This window comes from Streptomyces sp. NBC_00876 (genome assembly GCF_045207435.1).
Lineage (GTDB): Bacteria > Actinomycetota > Actinomycetes > Streptomycetales > Streptomycetaceae > Streptomyces.
On record NZ_CP108800.1, the window covers coordinates 6,210,924 to 6,231,345 of the forward strand.

The following is a 20,422-nucleotide window of genomic DNA, read 5'->3' on the forward strand; positions in this document are numbered from 1 at the left end:
AAAAGGGCCGTGTAGCCTGGGCTCGGAAGACAACTTCACAGCTCGAAATCAACTTCATATTCCGACAGGGGAGCGCCACAGCGCTGAGAGTGCGGCACCAAGGACAGGTTGGCCGCAGACCCTCTGAACCTCGCCCGGGTCATTCCGGGTAGGAAGTTCGGACCTTACTCAAGCTGTTGCGCCCTGCCCGCTTCCGGTTTCCACCGGCGCGGGCAGGGCCGCGTCTCTTCCTGGTCACTCCAGGAGGAATCACATGAGCACCACCAAGAAGATCGCGGTGACGGCCGTCGCCGCCGCACTCGGCGTGACCGCCCTCGCCGGCTGCGGAAGTTCCGACGACTCGGCGTCCGGTTCCGGACCCACCGGGAGCTCCGGCTCCAAGACCGTCACCCTCGTCAGCCACGACTCCTTCAACGCCTCCAAGGCCGTACTGAAGGAGTTCACCCGTCAGACCGGCTACACCGTCAAGGTGCTGAAGAGCGGGGACGCCGGCGCCGCCCTCAACCAGGAGATCCTCACCAAGGGCTCGCCCCGCGGTGACGTGTTCTTCGGCGTCGACAACACCCTGCTCTCGCGCGCCCTCGACAACGGCCTGTTCACGCCGTACGCGGCCAAGGGCATCGACCAGGTCGCGGCCGATGTGCAGCTGGATGCCGACAAGCACCGGGTGACCCCGGTCGACACCGGCGACATCTGCGTCAACTACGACAAGCAGTACTTCGCCGACAAGAAGCTCGCGCCGCCGAAGACCTTCGACGACCTGGCGAAGCCGGCGTACAAGAACCTCCTCGTCACCGAGAACGCGGCGACCTCCTCGCCCGGCCTCGGCTTCCTCCTCGGCACCGTCGCCACCTACGGCGAGGACGGCTACCAGGACTACTGGAAGAAGCTGAAGAGCAACGGCGTCAAGGTCGTCGACGGCTGGGAGCAGGCGTACAACGAGGAGTTCTCCGGCTCCGCGGGCGGCAGGAAGGCCAAGGCCGACCGGCCGCTGGTCGTCAGCTACGCCTCCAGCCCGCCCGTCGAGGTGCTGTACGCCGACCCGCAGCCGAAGGCCGCCCCGACCGGTGTCTCCACCGGTACGTGCTTCCGCCAGATCGAGTTCGCCGGTCTGCTCGACGGCGCGAAGAACGAGGCGGGCGGCAAGGCCCTGCTGGACTTCCTGATCAGCAAGGAGTTCCAGGAGGACATGCCGCTCAACATGTTCGTCAGCCCGGTCACCAAGGGCGCGAAGGTGCCGGACCTCTTCACGAAGTTCGGCGCCACGGCCGACAGGCCGACGACCGTCGCCCCGGACGCGATCGCCAAGAACCGTGAGCAGTGGGTCCAGTCATGGTCCTCGCTCGTAGTGAAGTAGCGAAGACTCCCGTACGCGGACCGGGCGCGCGCGGGAGAACCGCGCGCGCCCGGTCGCTGCGCGGGGGCGCGGTGCGGCTCGGCCTGATGGCCGTGCCCGCCCTGTTCTTCGCCCTGTTCTTCGCCTACCCCGTCATCGCGATCGTCGGACGCGGGCTCAAGGACGGCGGGGTATGGCAGTTCGGACGGTTCGGCGAGGTGCTGAGCCGGCCCGAGATCCAGGACGTCCTCTGGTTCACCTTCTGGCAGGCCCTCGCCTCGACCGCGCTGACCCTGCTGCTCGCGCTGCCGGGCGCGTACGTCTTCGCCCGCTTCGACTTCCCCGGCAAACAGTTGCTCCGGGCCGTCGTCACCGTGCCGTTCGTGCTGCCGACCGTCGTCGTCGGTACCGCGTTCCTCGCGCTGCTGGGACGCGGCGGCTTCCTCGACGAGCTGTGGGGCGTACGGCTCGACACCACCGTGTGGGCCATCCTGCTGGCCCATGTCTTCTTCAACTACGCGGTTGTCGTGCGCACCGTCGGCGGACTCTGGTCGCAGCTCGACCCACGGCAGGAGGAGGCAGCGCGGGTCCTGGGCGCCGGACGGTTCACCGCCTGGCGCCGGGTCACGCTCCCCGCGCTCGCCCCCGCCGTGGCGGCCGCCGCGCTGATGGTCTTCCTGTTCACCTTCACCTCGTTCGGTGTCGTGCAGATCCTCGGCGGCCCCGGCTACTCCACGCTGGAGGTGGAGATCTACCGGCAGACCGCGCAGCTGCTCGCCCTGCCCACGGCCGCCGTGCTGACACTCGTGCAGTTCGTCGCGGTCGGCGCCGTCCTCGCCGTGCACGCGTGGACCGTGCGCCGCAGGGAGAGGGCGCTGAAGCTGGTCGACCCGGCGCAGACCGCCCGCAGACCGCGTGGTGCGGGACAGTGGGCGCTGCTCGGCGCGGTGCTGCTGACCGTGCTGGTGCTGATCCTGCTGCCGCTCGCCGTTCTCGTGGAGCGGTCGCTGGACGTGTCCGGCGGCCACGGATTCGCGTACTACCGCGCCCTCGGATCGGCGGAGGCCAACAACGGAACGTTCCTGGTCGCGCCGGTCGAAGCGATCTGGAACTCGATGCGGTACGCCCTGGTCGCTACCGCCATCGCACTGGTCGTCGGCGCACTGGCGGCGGCGGCCCTGACCCGGAAGGCGGGTCGGCTGGTCCGGGGCTTCGACGCGCTGCTGATGCTGCCGCTCGGGGTCTCCGCCGTCACCGTCGGCTTCGGCTTCCTGATCACCCTCGACGAACCGCCGCTCGACCTGCGGACCTCCTGGATCCTGGTGCCGCTCGCCCAGGCGCTGGTCGGGGTGCCCTTCGTCGTACGGACCATGCTGCCGGTCCTCAGAGCGGTGGACGGGCGGCTGCGCGAGGCCGCCGCGGTGCTCGGCGCCTCGCCGCTGCGGGCCTGGCGCGAGGTGGACCTGCCGCTGGTGCGCCGCGCGCTGCTGGTCGCGGCCGGATTCGCGTTCGCCGTGTCACTCGGGGAGTTCGGGGCCACCGTGTTCATCGCACGGCCCGACAACCCGACGCTCCCGGTGGCCGTCGCCCGGCTGCTGGGGCGGTCCGGAGAACTCAACTACGGCCAGGCGATGGCCCTCAGCACCATCCTGATGCTCGTGTGCGCGGTGTCGCTGCTGCTGCTCGAACGCATCCGCACCGACCGATCCGGGGAGTTCTAGAGATGCTGACACTCGAATCGGCCACCGTCCGCTTCGGTGAGCGCGCGGCGCTCGACGCGGTGGACCTGGAGGTCGCCGAGCACGAGATCGTCTGCGTGCTGGGGCCGAGCGGCAGCGGCAAGTCCACTCTGCTGCGGGTGGTCGCCGGACTCCAGGAGCCCGACGGCGGGCGGGTGCTGCTCGACGGCGCCGACCAGGACGGTGTGCCCGTGCACCGGCGCGGGCTCGGGCTGATGTTCCAGGACCACCAGCTGTTCCCGCACCGGGACGTCGGTGCCAACGTCGCCTTCGGGCTGCGCATGCACGGCGTGAACCGCGCCGAGCAGGACCGCCGGGTCACCGAACTCCTGGACCTGGTGGGCCTGCCCGGCGCCGGACGCCGCGCCGTCGCCACGCTCTCCGGCGGGGAGCAGCAGCGCGTCGCCCTCGCGCGGGCCCTCGCCCCCCGGCCCAAGCTGCTGATGCTCGACGAGCCGCTCGGCCAGCTCGACCGCAGCCTGCGCGAACGGCTCGTCGTCGAACTGCGCACGCTCTTCGGCCGGTTGGGTACGACCGTGCTCGCCGTCACCCACGACCAGGGCGAGGCCTTCGCGCTGGCCGACCGGGTCGTCGTGATGCGCGACGGCCGCATCGCCCAGGTGGGCACCCCTCTGGAGGTCTGGCAGCGTCCCGCGTCCGCCTTCGTCGCCCGCTTCCTCGGCTTCGACAACGTGGTCGGGGCGACGGTCACCGGCGAGGCGGCCGACACGGACTGGGGCAAGGTGCCGGTGCCCGCCGGATCACCGCAGGGCGCCTGCGACCTGCTGGTACGTCCGGCCGGAGTCCTCATCGGCGACCCGGGGGACGGTCTGCGCTGCACCGTGGGTGCCCGCATCTTCCGCGGCAACCACGTCGCCGTGACGCTGCACCCCGACCACGGACCGGCCCTGGACGCGCAGTGCCCGCTGAACAGCACACCGGACGAGGGGGCGCGGGTCGGTGTCACCTTCGCCGCGGCGGAGAGTGTCGTACTGCCCGCCCTCGTGTGACCGGTGGCGGACGCTACTTCCGCGACAGCCGCTCGAGCGCCCCGGGCGCCTCCTCCACCGTGTCGACCAGGGCGAGTCGGGACTCCATCGGCCGGTCCGCGGCCAGCGCCCGGAGCAGCGGCCAGGCCGGCAGTTCCCGCGTCCAGTGGTCGCGCCCCACCAGCACCATCGGGGACGGCTCACCGCGCGAGCCGTAGTAGTTCGGGGTGGCGCTGTCGAAGATCTCCTGGACGGTGCCGGCCGCGCCCGGGAGGAACACGACGCCGGCGGTGGAGCGTGCGAGCAGCCCGTCCTCGCGCAGGGCGTTGGCGAAGTACTTGGCGATGCGGCCGGCGAACGGGTTCGGCGGTTCGTGGCCGTAGAACCAGGTGGGGATCGCGACCGAACCGCCCCCGCCGGGCCAGCGCTCCCGCACGCCGAACGCGGCCGTCGCCCAGTCGGTGACGGACGGGGTGAACGAGGGGACCGCGGCCAGGAGTCCGCAGGCCTCGTCCAGCATCGGGTCGGGGAGCGGCGCCGCGTAGGCGCCGAGGTTCGCCGCCTCCATCGCACCCGGGCCGCCGCCGGTGGCCACCGTGAGACCGCTGCGGGCCAGGGTCCGGCCGAGGCGGGCGGCCGAGGTGTACGGGGCGCTGCCGCGGGGCGTCGCGTGGCCGCCCATCACACCGACCACCCGTGCCCCGGCGAGGAGTTCGTCCAGGGCGTCGGACACCGCGTCGTCGTGGAGCGCGCGCAGCATGGAGGCGAACGCGTCACCGTCCGAGCGCGTGCGCTGGAACCAGCGGTAGGCGCGGGCATCGGGCGTCGCCTCGTAACCGCCCTGCGTCAGCCCGTCGTAGAGCGCGTCGGGGGAGTACAGCAGACCGCGGTACGGGTCGAAGGGGAGTCCGGGCACCGGCGGGAAGACGAACGCGCCGTCGGCCCGTACCTTCTCCGCCGCCCGGGACTCCATCCGGCAGCCGAGGAACACGGTGCCGGACGTGTCGGCGGCCAGCAGGGCCGCGCTGCGGTCCGTCAGGTCCAGGGACTGGACGCGGTGTCCGGCCAGCGAACCGGCGGCGGCCGCCGCGTCGAACCCGGCGAGCGACTCGATCTCGGTGCCGGGTGCGGGAAGGGCGTCCTGCGGGCTCTCCACGCCCTCATGTTAGGGCCTCGCGCCGAAACGACTCGGGGGACCGGCCGGGAGAGGCGCCCCCGGCCGGTCCGTTCAGGCGGTCAGCGGCAGTGCGGCCAGTTCGGCGATCGCCCAGGTCAGCGGGGCGAAGACGAGCAGCAGCACGGCGGCACGCAGCGCCGTCGCCGCGCGCAGGGCCGCGGCCGGGGCGCCGATCCGCAGCAGCGCCCGTGCCGTCTCGGCGCGGGCCTGCCTCGCCTCCAGCGCCGAGGTCAGCAGCGTCGCGGTGGTGCAGCCGATGACGAGGACGGCGCCCAGTGCGGTGAGCGGGCCGAAGGGGCGCGGCCCCGTCCCGTACAGGGCGAACGCGGCGATGACGGCGGAGAGGACCGCGCAGACGACGCCCAGCGGCCGGCCGATCCGGCGCGCCTCGTCCATCAGGACCCGGCCCGCCAGCAGGCGTACGGCGCCGGGGCGCACCGCCTGGAGCAGCCGGCCGGACAGGTAGGTGAGTCCGGGGCCCGCCATGGCCAGGCCGATCGCCGTCAGCGTCCATCCCGCGAGCACCCAGGCCGGCGTGGCGTCGAGCTTTCCGGGCAGCGGGAAGGGGCTGCCGGCCGAACCCCGGCTCGCGTACGCCTCGACCGCGAGACCGGCGGCCGTCAGCGCCACACCCCAGGGAAGCCCGGTCGGCGCGGCCGCGGGGGCCGGGATCTGCTCGGCCGGCACCAGGTCCTCGGTGTCGTCCTGCACGCCCGCGTCCCGCAACGGCCTGGTGCGCAGCGCCAGCGCGCTCGCCGTGGCGGCGGCCGCGGGCACCAGGGTCAGCAGTACGAGGACGGCGGCCAGGGGCAGCGGGGCGTCCGCGTCGAGCAGCCCGGCGGCCGCACCGTCGAAGGGCAGCCCGGCCAGGTCGCCGCGCAGGTGGAGGAAGAAGAGCAGCGCCACCATCGAGCCGAGGGTGCACGAGACGGCGGTGGAGACCGCTGCGAGCACGCTGAGCCGGACGGGTCCGAGGCCCACCGCGGACAGTCCGGAGCGCGGCCGGGTGCTCGGGTCCGTACGCGCCACCGCGACCGCGAACTGCACCGTGGCGGCCAGCGGTACGAAGCACCACAGCAGCCGCAGCACCGAACCGGCCGAGTGCGCCGGGTGCCCGGAGGCGTAGCCGAGGGTGCACAGCAGAAGGAAGCCGACCCCGGCGGAGGCGGCCGCGACCAGCAGCCGCCGCATCAGGACCAGGGGATGGGAACCGCGGGCTAGACGGAGAGCGAGCACGCCGCGCGGCCCTCCGTATCGGTCACGGCGGGCAGGGCGACCGTGGCGACCCGGCGTCCGTCCAGCAGGGGCACGGCGCGGTCGGCGAGCGCGGCGATCTCCGCGTCGTGCGTGGCGAGGACCACCGTGATGCCGTGCGAGCGGGCCGCGCTCGTCAGCGTCCGCAGCACATGGGTGCGGTCGGTGCGGTGCAGGGTCGCGGTCGGCTCGTCGGCGAAGATCACCGACGGTGCGGCGGCCAGGGCGCGGGCCACCGAGATCCGCTGGCGCTCGCTCTGCTGGAGGGTGTGCGGGCGCTTCCTGGCGCACGCGCCGATGTCGAGGCGCTCCAGCCACTCCATGGCGGCCTTCTTGGCCTCACGGTGCGAGCAGCCGCGCAGCAGCAGCGGCAGGGCGGTGTTCTCCCAGGTGTTCAGCTCCGGGACGAGCTGGGGCTCCGGGGCGATCCAGCCGAACTTGTCGCGGCGCAGCCGCTCGCGCAGGCGCGGGCCCATGGTGTGCACGGGGACGCTGTTGAACCACACCTCGCCCTGCTGGGGGACGAGCTGGCCGGAGAGGCAGTGCAGCAGGGTCGTCTTGCCGCTGCCTCGCGGTCCGGTCACCGCGAGGATCTCGCCGTCGCGGATCCCCAGGGAGACTCCGCCGAGCGCGGGTGAGCCGTTGTGGGAGTGCTGCAGGGAACGTGCCCAGATCACGTCGTTGTCCGGCGGGGCCACCATGGCGTACACCTCGGTTCAGATCAGATATCCCGTTCCCCCGTACGGGGGAACGAAGAGGGGGCCGATCGGTCACTCGGCACCGTAAGGATTCGAACCACGGGAGGCGCACAGCACGCGGCCCGGGTGCGCTTCTTCCCACTCGAATGGGCGCATCCGGGCCGCGTTGGACCGTATGAAATGACCACGGGAGGGCCGTCGCGGGACGGTCAAGCGGTGGTCAAGCCGGGCTCGGCCGGGAGGCCGTCCGGGCTACGGGTCAGAGCTTCGTCCAGGCCTCCGTCAGGACGGACCGCAGGATGCCCTCGATCTCGTCGAACGTCGACTGGTCGGAGATCAGCGGCGGCGCGAGCTGGACGACCGGGTCGCCGCGGTCGTCGGCCCGGCAGTACAGGCCGTTGTCGTACAGCGCCTTGGAGAGGAAGCCGTACAGGACGCGCTCGGTCTCCTCGTCGGTGAACGTCTCCTTGGTGGCCTTGTCCTTCACCAGCTCGATGCCGTAGAAGAAGCCGTTGCCGCGGACGTCGCCGACGATCGGCAGGTCGTGCAGCTTCTGGAGCGTGGTGAAGAACGCGTTCTCGTTGTCCAGGACGTGCTGGTTGAGGCCCTCGCGCTCGAAGATGTCGAGGTTGGCGAGGCCGACCGCCGCGGAGACCGGGTGGCCGCCGAAGGTGTAGCCGTGCAGGAAGGTGTTGTCACCCTCGTAGAACGGCTCGGCGAGCTTGTCCGAGATGATGCAGGCACCGATCGGCGAGTAGCCCGAGGTCATGCCCTTGGCGCAGGTGATCATGTCCGGCACGTAGCCGAACTTGTCGCAGGCGAACATCGTGCCGAGCCGGCCGAAGGCGCAGATGACCTCGTCGGAGACGAGCAGCACGTCGTACTGGTCGCAGATCTCGCGGACGCGCTGGAAGTAGCCGGGCGGGGGCGGGAAACAGCCGCCGGCGTTCTGCACGGGCTCCAGGAAGACCGCGGCGACGGTCTCCGGGCCCTCGAAGAGGATCTCCTGCTCGATCTGGTCGGCGGCCCAGCGGCCGAAGGCCTCCGGGTCGTCGCCGAAGAGCGGGGCGCGGTAGATGTTGGTGTTCGGCACCTTGTGCGCGCCGGGGACCAGCGGCTCGAAGGGGGCCTTGAGGGCCGGCAGACCGGTGATGGACAGGGCGCCCTGCGGGGTGCCGTGGTAGGCGACCGCACGCGAGATGACCTTGTACTTGGTCGGCTTGCCCTTGAGCTTGAAGTACTGCTTGGCCAGCTTCCAGGCGGTCTCGACGGCCTCGCCGCCACCGGTGGTGAAGAAGACCTTGTTGAGGTCGCCCGGGGCGTAGTCGGCGAGGCGCTCGGCCAGCTCGACCGCCTTGGGGTGCGCGTAGGACCACACCGGGAAGAAGGCGAGCTCCTGGGCCTGCTTGTACGCGGCCTCGGCGAGCTCGTGCCGGCCGTGGCCGGCGTTGACCACGAACAGGCCGGACAGCCCGTCGAGGTAGCGCTTGCCCTGGTCGTCGTAGATGTAGGTGCCCTCGCCACGCACGATGGTGGGAACGGGCGCGTTCTCGTAGTCCGACATGCGGGTGAAGTGCATCCACAGGTGGTCGTACGCGGTCCGGCTGAGGTCCTTGCTCACGGCTATCGGGTTCCCCACATATAGGTCTGCTTCTTGAGCTTGAGGTAAACGAAGCTCTCGGTGGAGCGCACTCCGGGGATGGCCCGGATGCGTTTGCTGATCGTTTCCAGCAGGTGGTCGTCGTCCTCGCAGACGATCTCCACCATCAGGTCGAACGAGCCCGCGGTCATCACCACGTACTCGCACTCGGCCATGGCCGACAGCTCCTCGGCGACGGGATCGAGATCACCGTCGACGTTGATGCCGACCATCGCCTGCCGCCGGAATCCCACGGTGAGCGGGTCGGTGACGGCGACGATCTGCATCACGCCCTGATCGAGCAGCTTCTGGACGCGCTGGCGCACGGCCGCCTCCGAGAGGCCGACGGCCTTGCCGATCGCGGCGTACGGACGCCGGCCGTCCTCCTGGAGCTGTTCGATGATTGCGAGGGACACGGAATCGACCGCTGGGGACGATCCGCTCCCGGTCCTGGAGTCTGCGCTGCGACTGGCCACGGAGCCACTCTGCACCGGGACTCGTCAGTCTTGCAACCCTCAATCGATGAAATTCGTTGTTGAGGGGATCAAATCTCACTGAATCCGAAGTTCACGGCGGGTAGCTATGTCGAAAGCGATACTCGTGCGACTAGGCTGGATGTCTCACCCATTGGACTTCAGAGCAGGAGTGCCGGCTGTGACCACCGAGGTGCGCCGTCTGCGCAACTACATCAACGGAGAGTTCCGCGACGCTGCCGACGGGCGGACCATCGAGGTGGTCAACCCGGTGACCGAGGAGGTCTACGCGACCTCACCGCTCTCCGGCGAGGCCGATGTCGACGCGGCCATGGACGCCGCCGCCGCGGCCTTCCCCGCCTGGCGCGATGCGACGCCCGCCGAGCGGCAGCGCGCGCTGCTGAAGATCGCGGACGCCTTCGAGGAGCGTGCCGAGGACCTCATCGCGGCCGAGTCGGAGAACACCGGCAAGCCGCTCGGGCTGACCCGCACCGAAGAGATCCCGCCGATGGTGGACCAGATCCGCTTCTTCGCGGGCGCCGCCCGGCTGCTGGAGGGCCGCTCGGCCGGCGAGTACATGGAGGGTCTGACCTCCATCGTGCGCCGCGAGCCGGTCGGTGTCTGCGCGCAGGTCGCGCCGTGGAACTACCCGATGATGATGGCCGTCTGGAAGTTCGCCCCGGCCCTCGCCGCGGGCAACACCGTGGTCATCAAGCCCTCCGACACCACCCCGGCGTCCACCGTGCTGATCGCCGAGATCATCGGGCAGATCCTGCCCAAGGGCGTCTTCAACGTCATCTGCGGCGACCGCGACACCGGCCGCGCGATGGTCGAGCACCGGACCCCGGCGATGGCCTCCATCACCGGTTCGGTACGGGCCGGCATGCAGGTCGCCGAGTCCGCCGCCAAGGACGTCAAGCGCGTCCACCTGGAGCTCGGCGGCAAGGCGCCCGTCGTCGTCTTCGAGGACACCGACCTCGCCAAGGCCGTCGAGGACATCTCGGTCGCGGGCTACTTCAACGCCGGGCAGGACTGCACGGCCGCGACCCGCGTCCTGGTCCACGAGTCCATCCACGACGAGTTCGTCACCGCGCTCGCCAAGGCCGCCGCCGACACGAAGACCGGCCTGCCGGACGACGAGGACGTGCTCTACGGCCCGCTCAACAACGCCAACCAGCTGGCCCAGGTCAGCGGCTTCATCGAGCGGCTCCCCGCCCACGCCAAGGTCGAGGCCGGCGGCCACCGGGTCGGCGACAAGGGCTACTTCTACGCCCCGACCGTCGTCTCCGGGCTCAAGCAGGACGACGAGATCATCCAGAACGAGGTCTTCGGCCCGGTCATCACCGTCCAGTCGTTCACCGACGAGGCCCAGGCCCTGGAGTGGGCGAACGGCGTCGAGTACGCGCTGGCCTCCTCGGTGTGGACCAAGGACCACGCCCGCGCCATGCGGATGTCCAAGAACCTCGACTTCGGCTGTGTGTGGATCAACACCCACATCCCGCTCGTCGCGGAGATGCCGCACGGCGGATTCAAGAAGTCCGGCTACGGCAAGGACCTCTCCGCCTACGGCTTCGAGGACTACACCCGCATCAAGCACGTCATGACCTCGCTCGACGGCTGAGCGTCACCGCAGCGGTACGGATACGGCCCCCGGGCGCACTGTGCGAGTGCCCGGGGGCCGTTTCCGTACCTCCCGGCCCCCGCCCGCCCTCGACAGGGTGTGCGCACCGGGCGGGCCCCGCTGGACGGTTGGTCCATTGCCCGGCGCACCCGGCGGCGTGCATCCTGCGCAGGTGCGAGCGATCCCGAAGAACCCCATGTCCCGCCGGTCCCTGCTCCGCGCCCTCGGGGCGGGGGCGGCCGGTGTCACACTGGCCGGCTGCGGAGTGCCCGCCGCCTATGTGGAGCCGGGCGACCGTGCCGGACGCGACTACTCCGCAGGCGATCACTCCCTGCACTTCGCCAACTGGCCGCTCTACATCGACACCGACGACGAGGACGCGTCGAGGCGGCCCACCCTCGACGCGTTCAGCAAGCGCACCGGGATCTCCGTCACGTACACCGAGGAGATCAACGACAACGACGAGTTCTTCGGCAAGATCAGCCCGGCGCTGATGAACCACCAGCAGACCGGCCGGGACCTGATCGTCATGAGTGACTGGATGGCCGCCCGCTTCGTCCGGCTCGGCTGGGTCCAGGAGATGGACCGGGCCAAGCAGCCCAACGTGGCGAAGTACCTCGACCCGCAGCTGCGCTCGCCCGCCTTCGACGAGGGCCGGACGCACAGCGTGCCCTGGCAGTCCGGGATCACCGGCATCGCGTACAACCGCAAGAGGCTCGGCCGGGAGATCAAGCACCTGAGTGATCTCTGGGCGGACGACCTGAGCGGCAAGGTGACACTGCTGTCCGGTCTCGACGAGTCCCTCGCGCTGCTGATGCAGGGCAACGGCGTCGACATCACCCGCTGGAAGCGCGACGACTTCTACGACGTCTGCGACCAGGTGGAGAAGCTGGTGAAGTCCAGGCACATCCGCCGCTTCACCGGCAACGACTACATCAAGGACCTCTCCACCGGTGATGTGCTCGCCTGCCAGGCCTACTCCGGCGATGTCATCCAGCTCCAGGCGGACAACCCCGAGATCGAGTTCGTGGTGCCCGAGGAGGGTGCCGAGCTCTGGGCGGAATCGCTCATGATCCCCAACCTCGCCCGCCACAAGCGCAATGCGGAGAAGCTCGTCGACTACTACTACGAGCCCGAGGCCGCCGCCGAGCTCGCCACCTGGGTCAACTACGTCTGCCCGGTGCCGGCCGCCCGCGAGGTGCTCGCCTCCTCCAAGGACGAGGAGACCGCCGCGCTCGCCGAGGACCCGCTGATCTTCCCCGACGACGCCATGCGCAAGCGGCTCGCGATCGCCCGGGACATCACGTCCGAGGAGCGCCCGGAATTCGCCAAGAAGTGGAACTCCATCGTCGGCCTGTAGGGCCGTACCAGGGGTGGCGTAAAGGGCCGGTAAACCCGGGCGTACGCTGCGGACATGAGCGAGCGAGGCGCCCTGCAGAGGCGTATACGCGTGTGGTTGGCCGTCTTCATCGTGTGTCTGGTTCTGAGCGGGCTGACCGCCTTCCCGCTCGTCCATGAACTGCGCTGGGCCGAGGAGCTGCTGAGCTCCTCGGCCTCGCCCGTCCCCGAGCACGTCCCGGCCCTCATGGAGTGGATCACCCGGGTCCGGACCGGGCTCGACACGGCCGACGCCGAGTACCCCTTCGTGCTCTACGGCACCGACTGGCTGGCCTTCGCCCACCTCGTCATCGCGGTCGCCTTCTACGGCCCCTACCGCGATCCGGTCCGCAACATCTGGGTCATCGAGTTCGGCATGATCGCCTGCGCCGGGATCATCCCGCTCGCCCTGATCTGCGGACCGATCCGCGACATCCCCTTCTGGTGGTCGGTCATCGACATGTCGTTCGGCGTCGTCGGGGTGATTCCGCTCCTGATCGTGCACCGCAAGATCAAGCGGCTGGAGGCCATGGAGCGGACACCGGATCCGGCGCCCGCCCACGAGGCCGCAGCGGCGGTCTGAGTCACCCGGCCGACGGGGCGCCGAAGGCGGCCACCACGACGCCCATCGCCGTGGCATTCATGTCCTGCCCCTTCGCGTCCGTCGAGTTGACGCTGTAGACCAGGGTCCGCGAGAGATCACGGGTGGCCGCGACGGCCGTGTTGTAGCCCCAGCGGCCACCCGTCTTGCCCCAGACCTCGCGCCCGCCCAGCTTCATCACGGACAGACCCGCGCTGTACGCGGCGGGCGCGCCGGTGCCGTACTCGCGCACCGATTCGCCGGGCAGCGTGAACATCGCGTTCAGCAGCGGCCCGCGCACCACCCGCCCGCCGAACAGCGCCCGGGTGAACCGTTCCAGATCGGCCGTGGTCGAGATCAGGTCCCCCGCCGCCCAGGCGTCGCTCGCCCCCCACACCGTCACGTCGCGCAGCTCCCCGCCGGTGCCGAAGAGCTGGTAGCCGCGGTTGTGCGGGCCGCGGATCGCCGGGTCCGAGCCGGGGAAATAGGTGTCCTTCAGGTGCAGGGGCTTCAGGACGCGGCGGGAGACCTCGGAGGCGTACGAGTCACCCGTGACGCGCTCGATCAGCAGACCCGCCACGGTGTAGCCGATGTTGGCGTAGTGCTGCTGGGTGCCGGGCGCGAAGTCCGGCTGCTGTGCGGTCGCCCGGCGTACGACGTCCACCGGGTCGGTCACGTCGAAGCGGTGCGCGTACCAGTCCTCCAGCGTGTCGCCGTCGCCCGGGTCCACGGACGGGATGCCGCTCGTGTGGTTCAGCAGCTGGCGCACCGTGACCTTCGCGTACGCCGCCGGGATCAGGTCCGGCAGATAGTGCCGGGCCGGCCGGTCCAGGCCGATCCTTCCCTCGCCGGCCAGTTGCAGTACGACGGCCGCCGTGAAGACCTTGGTGACCGAACCGGCCCGGAAGCGCCCGTCCGGGTCCGCCGGCCGCCCGGAGACCAGGTCGTGGACGCCGGCGCTGCCCCGCCAGTCCCCACCGGTGCCGGAGACCCGCACCAGGGCGGCGGTGGCGTCGTGCGCCGGGAGGCCGCTGATCGCGGCCCGCAGGGCCTCGGCGTCAGGCGCCTCGCGGGCGGCGTCCCGCGGTGCGGCGTGGCCTGCGGCGTGGCCTGCGGCCGCCGGGGTGCCGGCCACGGCCAGGGCCGGTGCGGCGGGGCCCGCGGCGATGCCGAGGACCAGTGCTGCCGCGATGACGGTGCGGGACGTGCGGGCGTTCATGTCCGGTGCCTCCTGGGCGTGGTGTCCGCTCAACTGCTTACGGACTCCATCCTGTTGAAGCGGGCGCCCGCGCGGATCACCTGGCCGGGCGGTCCTCGCCGTGCGGATTCCTCACCTGCGCGGGGGAGGCGGCGGCCGGTCATCCCTCCGGCGAGGGAGTGACGACACCGCACTCGTACGCGCAGATCACCGCCTGGATCCGGTCGCGCAGGCCCAGCTTGGACAGCACATTGCCGACATGCGTCTTCACCGTGTGCTCGCTCACCACCAGCGCCGCCGCGATCTCCGCGTTCGACAGCCCGCGCGCCAGATGCAGCAGCGTCTCGTGCTCCCGGGCGGTCAGCGCGTCCAGCCGCGCCGACGGTGCCACCGCCCGGGCGGCCGGGCGCGAGGTGTACTCGGCGATCAGCCTGCGGGCCACCGAAGGCGCCAGCAGCGAGTCCCCGGCCGCCACCACCCGCACCGCGTGCACCAGGTCGTCGCGGCGGACGTCCTTGAGCAGGAAGCCGCTCGCACCCGCGTGCAGCGCCTCGTAGACGTACTCGTCCGAATCGAAGGTGGTCAGCATGACCGTCCGGCAGCCGGTCCCGGCGCTGATCGTGCGGCAGGCCTCGATGCCGTCCGTGCCGGGCATCCGGATGTCGAGCAGCGCCACCTCCGGTGCCAGCCGCCGCACCGCCTCGACCGCCGCGGCGCCGTCACCCGCCTCGGCCACCACCTCGATGTCCGGCTGCGCGTCCAGGATCATCGCGAAGCCGCTGCGCACCAGCTCCTGGTCGTCGGCCACCACCACGCGGATCGTCAACTTTCCACTCCTGTACGTCGTTCCGGCTCTGGTTCCGGCCGCGGCCGGGGATGCGGGATCGTCACACCGACCCGGAAGCCCCGGCCGCCCGGACCCGGGCCGGTGACGGCCGTGCCGCCGTGCGCCGCGGCGCGTTCCCGGATGCCGACGAGCCCGAGCCCGGGGCCGCCCCGGGAGCCGCGTCCGTCGTCGGTGACGGTGAGAGCGAGTACACCGGGGCCGTGATCCAGGTGTACGCGGGCGGCGGCCGCGTCCGCGTGCCTGACCACGTTCGTCAGGGCCTCCTGCACGATCCGGTGGACGGCGGCCTCGACCGCCAGGCCCGGCGGCCGGGGCATACCCGTGACCTCGTACGAGACCGCGAGTCCGCTGCCGCGCACCCGCTCCACGAGAGCGGGCAGCCCGGCCAGCGAGGGCTGGGGCTCCCGCGGCGCACCCGGCGAACCCTCGTCCTCGCGCAGCACGCCGAGCATCCCGCGCAGCTGCACCATCGCGTCCCGGCCGGTCTCCGAGATGGCGTCGAAGGCCGCCTCGGCACGCTCCGGAGCCGTACGCACCGCCACCGGCCCGGCCTCCGCCTGCACGATCATCAGGCTCACCGCATGGGACAGGATGTCGTGCATCTCCCGGGCGATCCGGGCCCGTTCGCGGGCCGCCGCCTGCTCGGCCTCGATGCGGTGGGTCAGCTCCAGCTGGCGCGCCCGGTCCTCCACCGCCCGCAGATAGGCCTTGCGCGTCACGGCGAGCCGGCCGAAGGCGTACGCCGCGGCGAACACGAACAGGGAGAAGAGCAGCTCCCTGAGCGCGTCGCTGTCGAGTCCGACGGAGACCAGCACCCCCAGGCCCGTGAGCGCCGCGACGGCGATCCGCTTCGGCGGCGAGGAGAGCTCGGCCACCGTGTAGAAGGCCACCAGGCCGGTGTACGGGAGCGGCTGGCCCGGACCGTCGATGGTGAACCGGTACACGGCGCCCGCCGCGAGCACGGCGAGCAGGACCGCGACCGGCGCCCGGCGCCGGACGGCCAGCGGCAGCACCATCAGGGTGGTCAGCCCGTACGCCGTCCACGTCGCGTCCGGCAGCTCCGGGGCGCGCGGGACGACGAAGGGCATGGTCACGGCGGCCTGGACCAGCAGGGCGATGAGCAGGTCGGCGGTGCGGGGACCGGCCCGCCGCGACCGCGCCGCGAAGTCGCGTATACGCATCGGGCGTCGTCAGCGCTTGCGCGCGACGGCGCCGAACTGGGCGACCCCGGGCGCGCCCGCGCCCGGGGCGGCACGCCAGTGCGCGCACGAGACGATGCCCGGCTCCACGACGTCGAGCCCGCTCAGGAACGCGGCGAACTCGAAACGGCTGCGGGCGGTGATCGGGGGCGTCGCGTTCTCGTTCCAGAACCGCATCGCCGCCTCGTTGCCCTCGCCGCCCAGCTCCAGGGTGGGGTGGGTGAGGACCAGATAGCTGCCGGAGGGCACCGCGGCCATCAGCTGCCGGACGATGCGCAGCGCCTCGTCCGTGTCGAGGACGAAGTTCAGGATCCCCAGCAGCATGACCGCGACCGGCCGCTCCAGATCGAGGGTCGGCTGCGCGGCCCGCAGGATCTGTTCGGGGTGACGGGCGTCCGCGTCGATGTACTCGGTCGCGCCCTCCGGCGAGCTGGTGAGGAGCGAGCGGGCGTGCGCCAGGACGATCGGGTCGTTGTCGACGTACACGATGCGGGCGTCGGGCGCGGTGTGCTGGGCGACCTCATGGGTGTTGTCCGCGGTCGGCAGGCCGGTGCCTATGTCCAGGAACTGCCCGATCCCCGCGTCACCCGCCAGATACCGCACCGCCCGCCCCAGGAACGCCCGGTCGGCCCGCGCCACTTCGCCGATGCTCGGATACATGCCGGTGACCTGGTCGCCGACCACCCGGTCCACCGGGAAGTGGTCACTGCCGCCGAGCCAGTAGTTCCAGACCCGGGCGTTGTGCGCGATGTCGGAACGGACGCGGGAAGGAAGGGAGTTGCTGCGGGGGACGGTCACGTCTGCTCCTCGGCGCGGGCCCGGCATCGGGGACGATGCGGTGCCGTCCATGATGCCGGACCGATCAAGAGGCGGCGCGGGAAGCGGATTTGGCCTTCATTCTGTGCAGGACGTCGATCCGGTTGGTGGTAATGGAGTCCACGCCGTCCCGGATCAGCCGGCGCATCGTCCGCCCGGTGTCCGCCGTCCACGCCGACACCAGCAGCCCGTCCCGGTGGTTGCGGTCCGTCAGCTCCCGGCTCACCAGCCCGAACCGGTAGTTCAGCCAGCGCGGCCGCACCACGTCCAGCAGCGCCGCCCGGGGCGGTGCGAGCGTCGTCCAGGTCATCGCGATCTCGGCGGACGGATCGGCGGCGCGCACCCGCAGCATCGCCTCGGGCCCCGCGCAGTAGTAGGCGCGCTCACCCGCCCCGCACTCCCGGACCACACCGACGGTCTTCTGCACGGACGCGTCGGTGGCGCCCGGCAGATCGACCATGAGGCGGTGCGCCCCGGCGGCGAGCAGCGCCTCGCGCAGGGTCGGCACACCGCCCCCGGTCAGCTCGGTCAGCTCCTGATGGGTGAGCCGGTCCAGCCGCAGGTCGTGGCCCCACAGCCGCTCCAGCGTGGCGTCGTGCAGCAGGACCGGCACACCGTCACGGGTGACGCGGACATCGATCTCGACCGCGTCCGCCCCCCGTTCGAGGGCGGAGCGGATCGAGGGGAGGGTGTTCTCACGGACGCGGTACGGATCGCCGCGATGGGCGACGGCGGTGACAGAGGTGGCCATGGGGCCATTGTCACCACCGAGGGGTCACCGGCCGGTGCGCGCCAGCCAGTCCGTGGTGTACGTGTCGATCTCACCGGCGAGCGCGCGCTTGCCGGCCGGGTCGAGGAAGGAGGCCTCGACGGCGTTCTTCGCGAGCGCGGCGAGACCGTGCTCGTCGAGTCCCAGGAGGCGGGCCGCCACCGCGTACTCGTTGTTGAGGTCGGTGCCGAACATGGGCGGGTCGTCGCTGTTGATGGTGACCAGGACGCCGGCCTCCACCATCTCCCGGACCGGGTGCTGCTCGATGTCCGTCACCGCCCGGGTCGCGATGTTCGAGGTGGGGCACACCTCCAGGGCGATGCGGTGCTCGGCGAGGTGATCCAGGAGCTTCGGGTCGCGGACCGAGCTGGTGCCGTGGCCGATGCGCTCGGCGCGCAGGTGGGTCAGCGCGTCCCAGACCGTCTGCGGTCCCGTGGTCTCCCCGGCGTGCGGCACGGAGTGCAGACCCTCGGCGATGGCACGGTTGAAGTACGGCTTGAACTGCGGCCGGTCCACGCCGATCTCCGGGCCCCCGAGACCGAAGGAGACGAGCCCCTCGGGCCGCAGGTCCACGGCGAGCCGGGTGGTCTCCTCGGCGGCCTCGAGCCCGGCCTCGCCCGGAATGTCGAAGCACCAGCGCAGGACGACCCCGAGCTCGGCCTCGGCGGACTTGCGCGCGTCCTCGATGGCCTCCATGAAGGCCTGCTCGGGGATGCCGCGGCGGGTGGAGGAGAAGGGGGTGACGGTCAGCTCCGCGTAGCGGATGTTCTGCCGCGCCATGTCGCGGGCGACCTCGAAGGTCAGCAGCCGGACGTCCTCCGGCGTGCGGATCAGGTCCACGACCGAGAGGTAGACGTCGATGAAGTGGCCGAAGTCGGTGAAGGAGAAGTAGTCGGCCAGCGCCTCGGGGGCGGTGGGCACCTTGGAGTCGGGGTGGTGCGCGGCCAGTTCGGCGACGATGCGGGGCGAGGCGGAACCGACATGGTGGACATGGAGCTCGGCCTTGGGCAGCCCCGCGATGAATGGGTGCAGGTCGGTCATCGGATCCTCCGGGGGCATGGGTGGAGCGGGGCCCGGGTACGTCGCGGAACCGGGCAGGGGACGGGAGTCATCGTAGGACGGGGGCGGCCCGTAGCATGACGGGCATCACGATGGGGGAGGCCCATGTCAGACAACACAGAACGGCCCGCGGACGGGTCCGCGCCGCGCGATCCGTGGGCTCCGCCGGACAACAGGGTGCCCCTGGACAAGAACACCGGGGACACCGGCCCGCAGACGGACGGCGCAACCGGTCACCCCGGACCGTCCCCCGTGCACGACCAGCAGACGGTCACCTCGATGCCGAGCGCCGGAACGGGGCCCTTGCCCACGGCCGGCTTCGGCGCACCGGACACCGGTCAGCAGCCCGGTCCCGCTGACTGGCAGGGCCCCGGGGCGGTGCCGCCACCGCCGGTCGGACCGCACGGCCCCGGGCAGCCGGCCCCGCCGCCCGTGGGGCAGTACGGCTACCCGGCCCAGGCCCCGACCCCGCAGTACGGCTACCCGGCAGCACCGCCGCAGCCGTACGGCGACTACCCGGGCTACCCCGGATACGGCCAGAACGCCTGGGGCGGCCCCCAGCCGGCGAACGGGATGGGCATCGCCTCCCTGGTGCTCGGCATCATCGCGGTGGTGGGCTTCTGCATGTACGGCCTCGGCATCGTCCTCGGCGTGCTTGCGCTGATCTTCGGTCTGATAGGCCGCGGCCGGGCGAGCCGGGGCGAGGCCAACAACGGCGGTGTGGCCCTGGCCGGCATCATCCTCGGCTCGATCGGCATCGTCATCAGCGCGGCGTTCCTCGGATTCTTCATCTGGGCCGTCACCACCGACGACTTCGAGGAGGACAGCGGCTCGGTCTCCGGGTCGACGTCACTGTCCCTGGTCGTCGATGCGGCGCGGGAGAGCCCGGCCGGCGTCTGACACGGCGCAGCCGGTCCGGCAGCCCCGGAGCTCGGCCGCGCGGCGGTGCACACAACCGGCCCGCGGGGCGGTGGGATCAGCTCCCGCCGCCCCGCGGGCCGTTTCATATGCCGCTCGCCCCGTCCCGCAGCGCGGCCCGCGCGTCCATCAGCGCGAACCCCAGCAGATTCAGGCCCCGCCAGGTCGCCGGATTCTCCGCACGCGGATCGTCCGCCGCCAGCCCGATGCCCCAGATCCGGTCCATCGGGCTCGCCTCGACCAGCATCCGGTCGCCCGTGCCCAGCAGGAACGTCCGCAGCTCCGGGTTCTGGCCGAACTTGTGGATGCTGCCCTTGACCACGAGCCCGTACCGCTCGCGCTCCCAGAGGCTCTCGTCGAAATCGCGGACCAGCCGGCCCACCTTCTTCGCCTGGGCCGGGCTCTTCGCTGCCACCGCCTGCTCCGCGGACTCCGCGTCACCGAACAGCCGCGCCTTGCCGGCCATCATCCAGTGCTCGGCCGACGCATACGTCACCCCGTCGACCGTGAACGGCGAGGGCCACCACTGACTGAGGCAGCTGGCGCCGATCCGGCCGTCCGGGCGCGGCCGGTGCCCCCAGAACAGCAGGTACTTCACTCGCCCGCCCAGCGACACGCGCCCGGCGACATGCCCGACATCCCCGATGTGTTCCATGACACGCGATTCTGGCATCCGCCACTGACACTACGTACGGGGAATTCCGCACCGACACGACACATGGTCGACAGATTC

The 20,422-nt window shown here is 71.5% G+C and carries 19 protein-coding genes and 1 riboswitch; of the genes, 7 read left to right on the forward strand and 12 right to left on the reverse strand.

The features are described from left to right. Window positions 1-56 precede the first annotated feature (56 nt). A riboswitch (TPP riboswitch) is annotated at window positions 57-173 on the forward strand. Between the two features lie 80 nt (window positions 174-253). From OG782_RS27490 to OG782_RS27500, 3 genes are all read left to right on the forward strand, one after another. Further along, window positions 254-1,357: a thiamine ABC transporter substrate binding subunit gene (locus OG782_RS27490; RefSeq protein ID WP_406455347.1), complete on the forward strand. Its 1,104-nt coding sequence runs from the start codon at window positions 254-256 to the stop codon at window positions 1,355-1,357. Window positions 1,358-1,443: 86 nt separating this feature from the next. Beyond that, entirely contained in the window at window positions 1,444-3,057 is a 1,614-nt protein-coding gene (locus OG782_RS27495) for an ABC transporter permease (RefSeq protein WP_406459313.1), read from the forward strand. Window positions 3,058-3,059: 2 nt separating this feature from the next. After that, window positions 3,060-4,085 (forward strand): ABC transporter ATP-binding protein, encoded by a 1,026-nt coding sequence (locus OG782_RS27500; protein WP_406455349.1) that lies wholly within the window; start codon window positions 3,060-3,062, stop codon window positions 4,083-4,085. A gap of 13 nt (window positions 4,086-4,098) precedes the next feature. Here the strand turns inward: OG782_RS27500 and OG782_RS27505 are convergent, their stop codons facing one another. The 5 genes from OG782_RS27505 to OG782_RS27525 form a co-directional block, all read right to left on the reverse strand. Then, window positions 4,099-5,220 (reverse strand): LOG family protein, encoded by a 1,122-nt coding sequence (locus OG782_RS27505; RefSeq protein WP_406455351.1) that lies wholly within the window; start codon window positions 5,218-5,220, stop codon window positions 4,099-4,101. Window positions 5,221-5,292: 72 nt separating this feature from the next. Continuing rightward, on the reverse strand, window positions 5,293-6,477 hold the full coding sequence (locus OG782_RS27510; RefSeq protein WP_406455353.1) for a hypothetical protein: 1,185 nt from the start codon (window positions 6,475-6,477) through the stop codon (window positions 5,293-5,295). Beyond that, window positions 6,459-7,196, reverse strand: coding sequence for an ABC transporter ATP-binding protein (locus OG782_RS27515; protein WP_406455355.1), 738 nt, complete (start codon window positions 7,194-7,196; stop codon window positions 6,459-6,461). Before OG782_RS27515 ends, OG782_RS27510 begins: the two co-directional genes overlap by 19 nt. Before the next feature lie 256 nt (window positions 7,197-7,452). After that, window positions 7,453-8,832, reverse strand: coding sequence for an aspartate aminotransferase family protein (locus tag OG782_RS27520; protein WP_406455357.1), 1,380 nt, complete (start codon window positions 8,830-8,832; stop codon window positions 7,453-7,455). Next, window positions 8,817-9,308 (reverse strand): Lrp/AsnC family transcriptional regulator, encoded by a 492-nt coding sequence (locus OG782_RS27525; protein WP_406455359.1) that lies wholly within the window; start codon window positions 9,306-9,308, stop codon window positions 8,817-8,819. Before OG782_RS27525 ends, OG782_RS27520 begins: the two co-directional genes overlap by 16 nt. A 178-nt stretch (window positions 9,309-9,486) precedes the next feature. On the opposite strand from OG782_RS27525, the gene OG782_RS27530 reads away from it, so the two are divergent. From OG782_RS27530 to OG782_RS27540, 3 genes are all read left to right on the forward strand, one after another. After that, window positions 9,487-10,926, forward strand: coding sequence for a gamma-aminobutyraldehyde dehydrogenase (locus OG782_RS27530; RefSeq protein WP_406455361.1), 1,440 nt, complete (start codon window positions 9,487-9,489; stop codon window positions 10,924-10,926). A 196-nt stretch (window positions 10,927-11,122) separates the two neighbouring features. Beyond that, a complete protein-coding gene (locus OG782_RS27535) occupies window positions 11,123-12,286 on the forward strand; it encodes a PotD/PotF family extracellular solute-binding protein (protein ID WP_406459315.1) in 1,164 nt (387 codons plus the stop codon). A 54-nt stretch (window positions 12,287-12,340) separates the two neighbouring features. Next, on the forward strand, window positions 12,341-12,886 hold the full coding sequence (locus OG782_RS27540; protein WP_406455363.1) for a hypothetical protein: 546 nt from the start codon (window positions 12,341-12,343) through the stop codon (window positions 12,884-12,886). Between the two features lies 1 nt (window position 12,887). On the opposite strand, the gene OG782_RS27545 is transcribed toward OG782_RS27540, so the two are convergent. From OG782_RS27545 to OG782_RS27570, 6 genes are all read right to left on the reverse strand, one after another. After that, window positions 12,888-14,102 (reverse strand): serine hydrolase domain-containing protein, encoded by a 1,215-nt coding sequence (locus tag OG782_RS27545; RefSeq protein ID WP_406455365.1) that lies wholly within the window; start codon window positions 14,100-14,102, stop codon window positions 12,888-12,890. Window positions 14,103-14,241: 139 nt separating this feature from the next. After that, entirely contained in the window at window positions 14,242-14,907 is a 666-nt protein-coding gene (locus OG782_RS27550) for a response regulator (RefSeq protein WP_406455367.1), read from the reverse strand. Continuing rightward, complete coding sequence (locus OG782_RS27555; RefSeq protein ID WP_406455369.1) at window positions 14,904-16,109, reverse strand: sensor histidine kinase; 1,206 nt, start codon at window positions 16,107-16,109, stop codon at window positions 14,904-14,906. Before OG782_RS27555 ends, OG782_RS27550 begins: the two co-directional genes overlap by 4 nt. 9 nt (window positions 16,110-16,118) lie before the next feature. After that, window positions 16,119-16,952, reverse strand: coding sequence for an SAM-dependent methyltransferase (locus OG782_RS27560; protein ID WP_406459317.1), 834 nt, complete (start codon window positions 16,950-16,952; stop codon window positions 16,119-16,121). Window positions 16,953-16,989: 37 nt separating this feature from the next. Next, window positions 16,990-17,694, reverse strand: coding sequence for a glycerophosphodiester phosphodiesterase (locus OG782_RS27565; protein WP_406455371.1), 705 nt, complete (start codon window positions 17,692-17,694; stop codon window positions 16,990-16,992). Window positions 17,695-17,718: 24 nt separating this feature from the next. Further along, window positions 17,719-18,753, reverse strand: coding sequence for an adenosine deaminase (locus OG782_RS27570; protein WP_406455373.1), 1,035 nt, complete (start codon window positions 18,751-18,753; stop codon window positions 17,719-17,721). 123 nt (window positions 18,754-18,876) lie between these two features. Here OG782_RS27570 and OG782_RS27575 point away from each other — a divergent pair, with 123 nt between their 5' ends. Continuing rightward, the gene (locus OG782_RS27575; protein ID WP_406455375.1) at window positions 18,877-19,671 is read left to right on the forward strand and encodes a DUF4190 domain-containing protein; all 795 of its coding nucleotides are present in this window, start codon (window positions 18,877-18,879) and stop codon (window positions 19,669-19,671) included. A 103-nt stretch (window positions 19,672-19,774) separates the two neighbouring features. Here OG782_RS27575 and OG782_RS27580 read toward each other — a convergent pair whose 3' ends face one another. Then, on the reverse strand, window positions 19,775-20,344 hold the full coding sequence (locus OG782_RS27580; protein WP_406455377.1) for an NADAR family protein: 570 nt from the start codon (window positions 20,342-20,344) through the stop codon (window positions 19,775-19,777). Between the last annotated feature and the right edge of the window lie 78 nt (window positions 20,345-20,422).

Coding starts and splice junctions, on each gene's coding strand:
- OG782_RS27490 (WP_406455347.1), top strand. CDS start 254: ATGAGCACCACCAAGAAGATCGCGGTGACGGCCGTCGCCGCCGCACTC.
- OG782_RS27495 (WP_406459313.1), top strand. CDS start 1,444: ATGGCCGTGCCCGCCCTGTTCTTCGCCCTGTTCTTCGCCTACCCCGTC.
- OG782_RS27500 (WP_406455349.1), top strand. CDS start 3,060: ATGCTGACACTCGAATCGGCCACCGTCCGCTTCGGTGAGCGCGCGGCG.
- OG782_RS27515 (WP_406455355.1), bottom strand. CDS start 7,196: ATGGTGGCCCCGCCGGACAACGACGTGATCTGGGCACGTTCCCTGCAG.
- OG782_RS27535 (WP_406459315.1), top strand. CDS start 11,123: ATGTCCCGCCGGTCCCTGCTCCGCGCCCTCGGGGCGGGGGCGGCCGGT.
- OG782_RS27540 (WP_406455363.1), top strand. CDS start 12,341: ATGAGCGAGCGAGGCGCCCTGCAGAGGCGTATACGCGTGTGGTTGGCC.
- OG782_RS27545 (WP_406455365.1), bottom strand. CDS start 14,102: ATGAACGCCCGCACGTCCCGCACCGTCATCGCGGCAGCACTGGTCCTC.
- OG782_RS27555 (WP_406455369.1), bottom strand. CDS start 16,109: ATGCGTATACGCGACTTCGCGGCGCGGTCGCGGCGGGCCGGTCCCCGC.
- OG782_RS27560 (WP_406459317.1), bottom strand. CDS start 16,952: ATGCCGGGCCCGCGCCGAGGAGCAGACGTGACCGTCCCCCGCAGCAAC.
- OG782_RS27565 (WP_406455371.1), bottom strand. CDS start 17,694: ATGGCCACCTCTGTCACCGCCGTCGCCCATCGCGGCGATCCGTACCGC.
- OG782_RS27570 (WP_406455373.1), bottom strand. CDS start 18,753: ATGACCGACCTGCACCCATTCATCGCGGGGCTGCCCAAGGCCGAGCTC.
- OG782_RS27575 (WP_406455375.1), top strand. CDS start 18,877: ATGTCAGACAACACAGAACGGCCCGCGGACGGGTCCGCGCCGCGCGAT.
- OG782_RS27580 (WP_406455377.1), bottom strand. CDS start 20,344: ATGGAACACATCGGGGATGTCGGGCATGTCGCCGGGCGCGTGTCGCTG.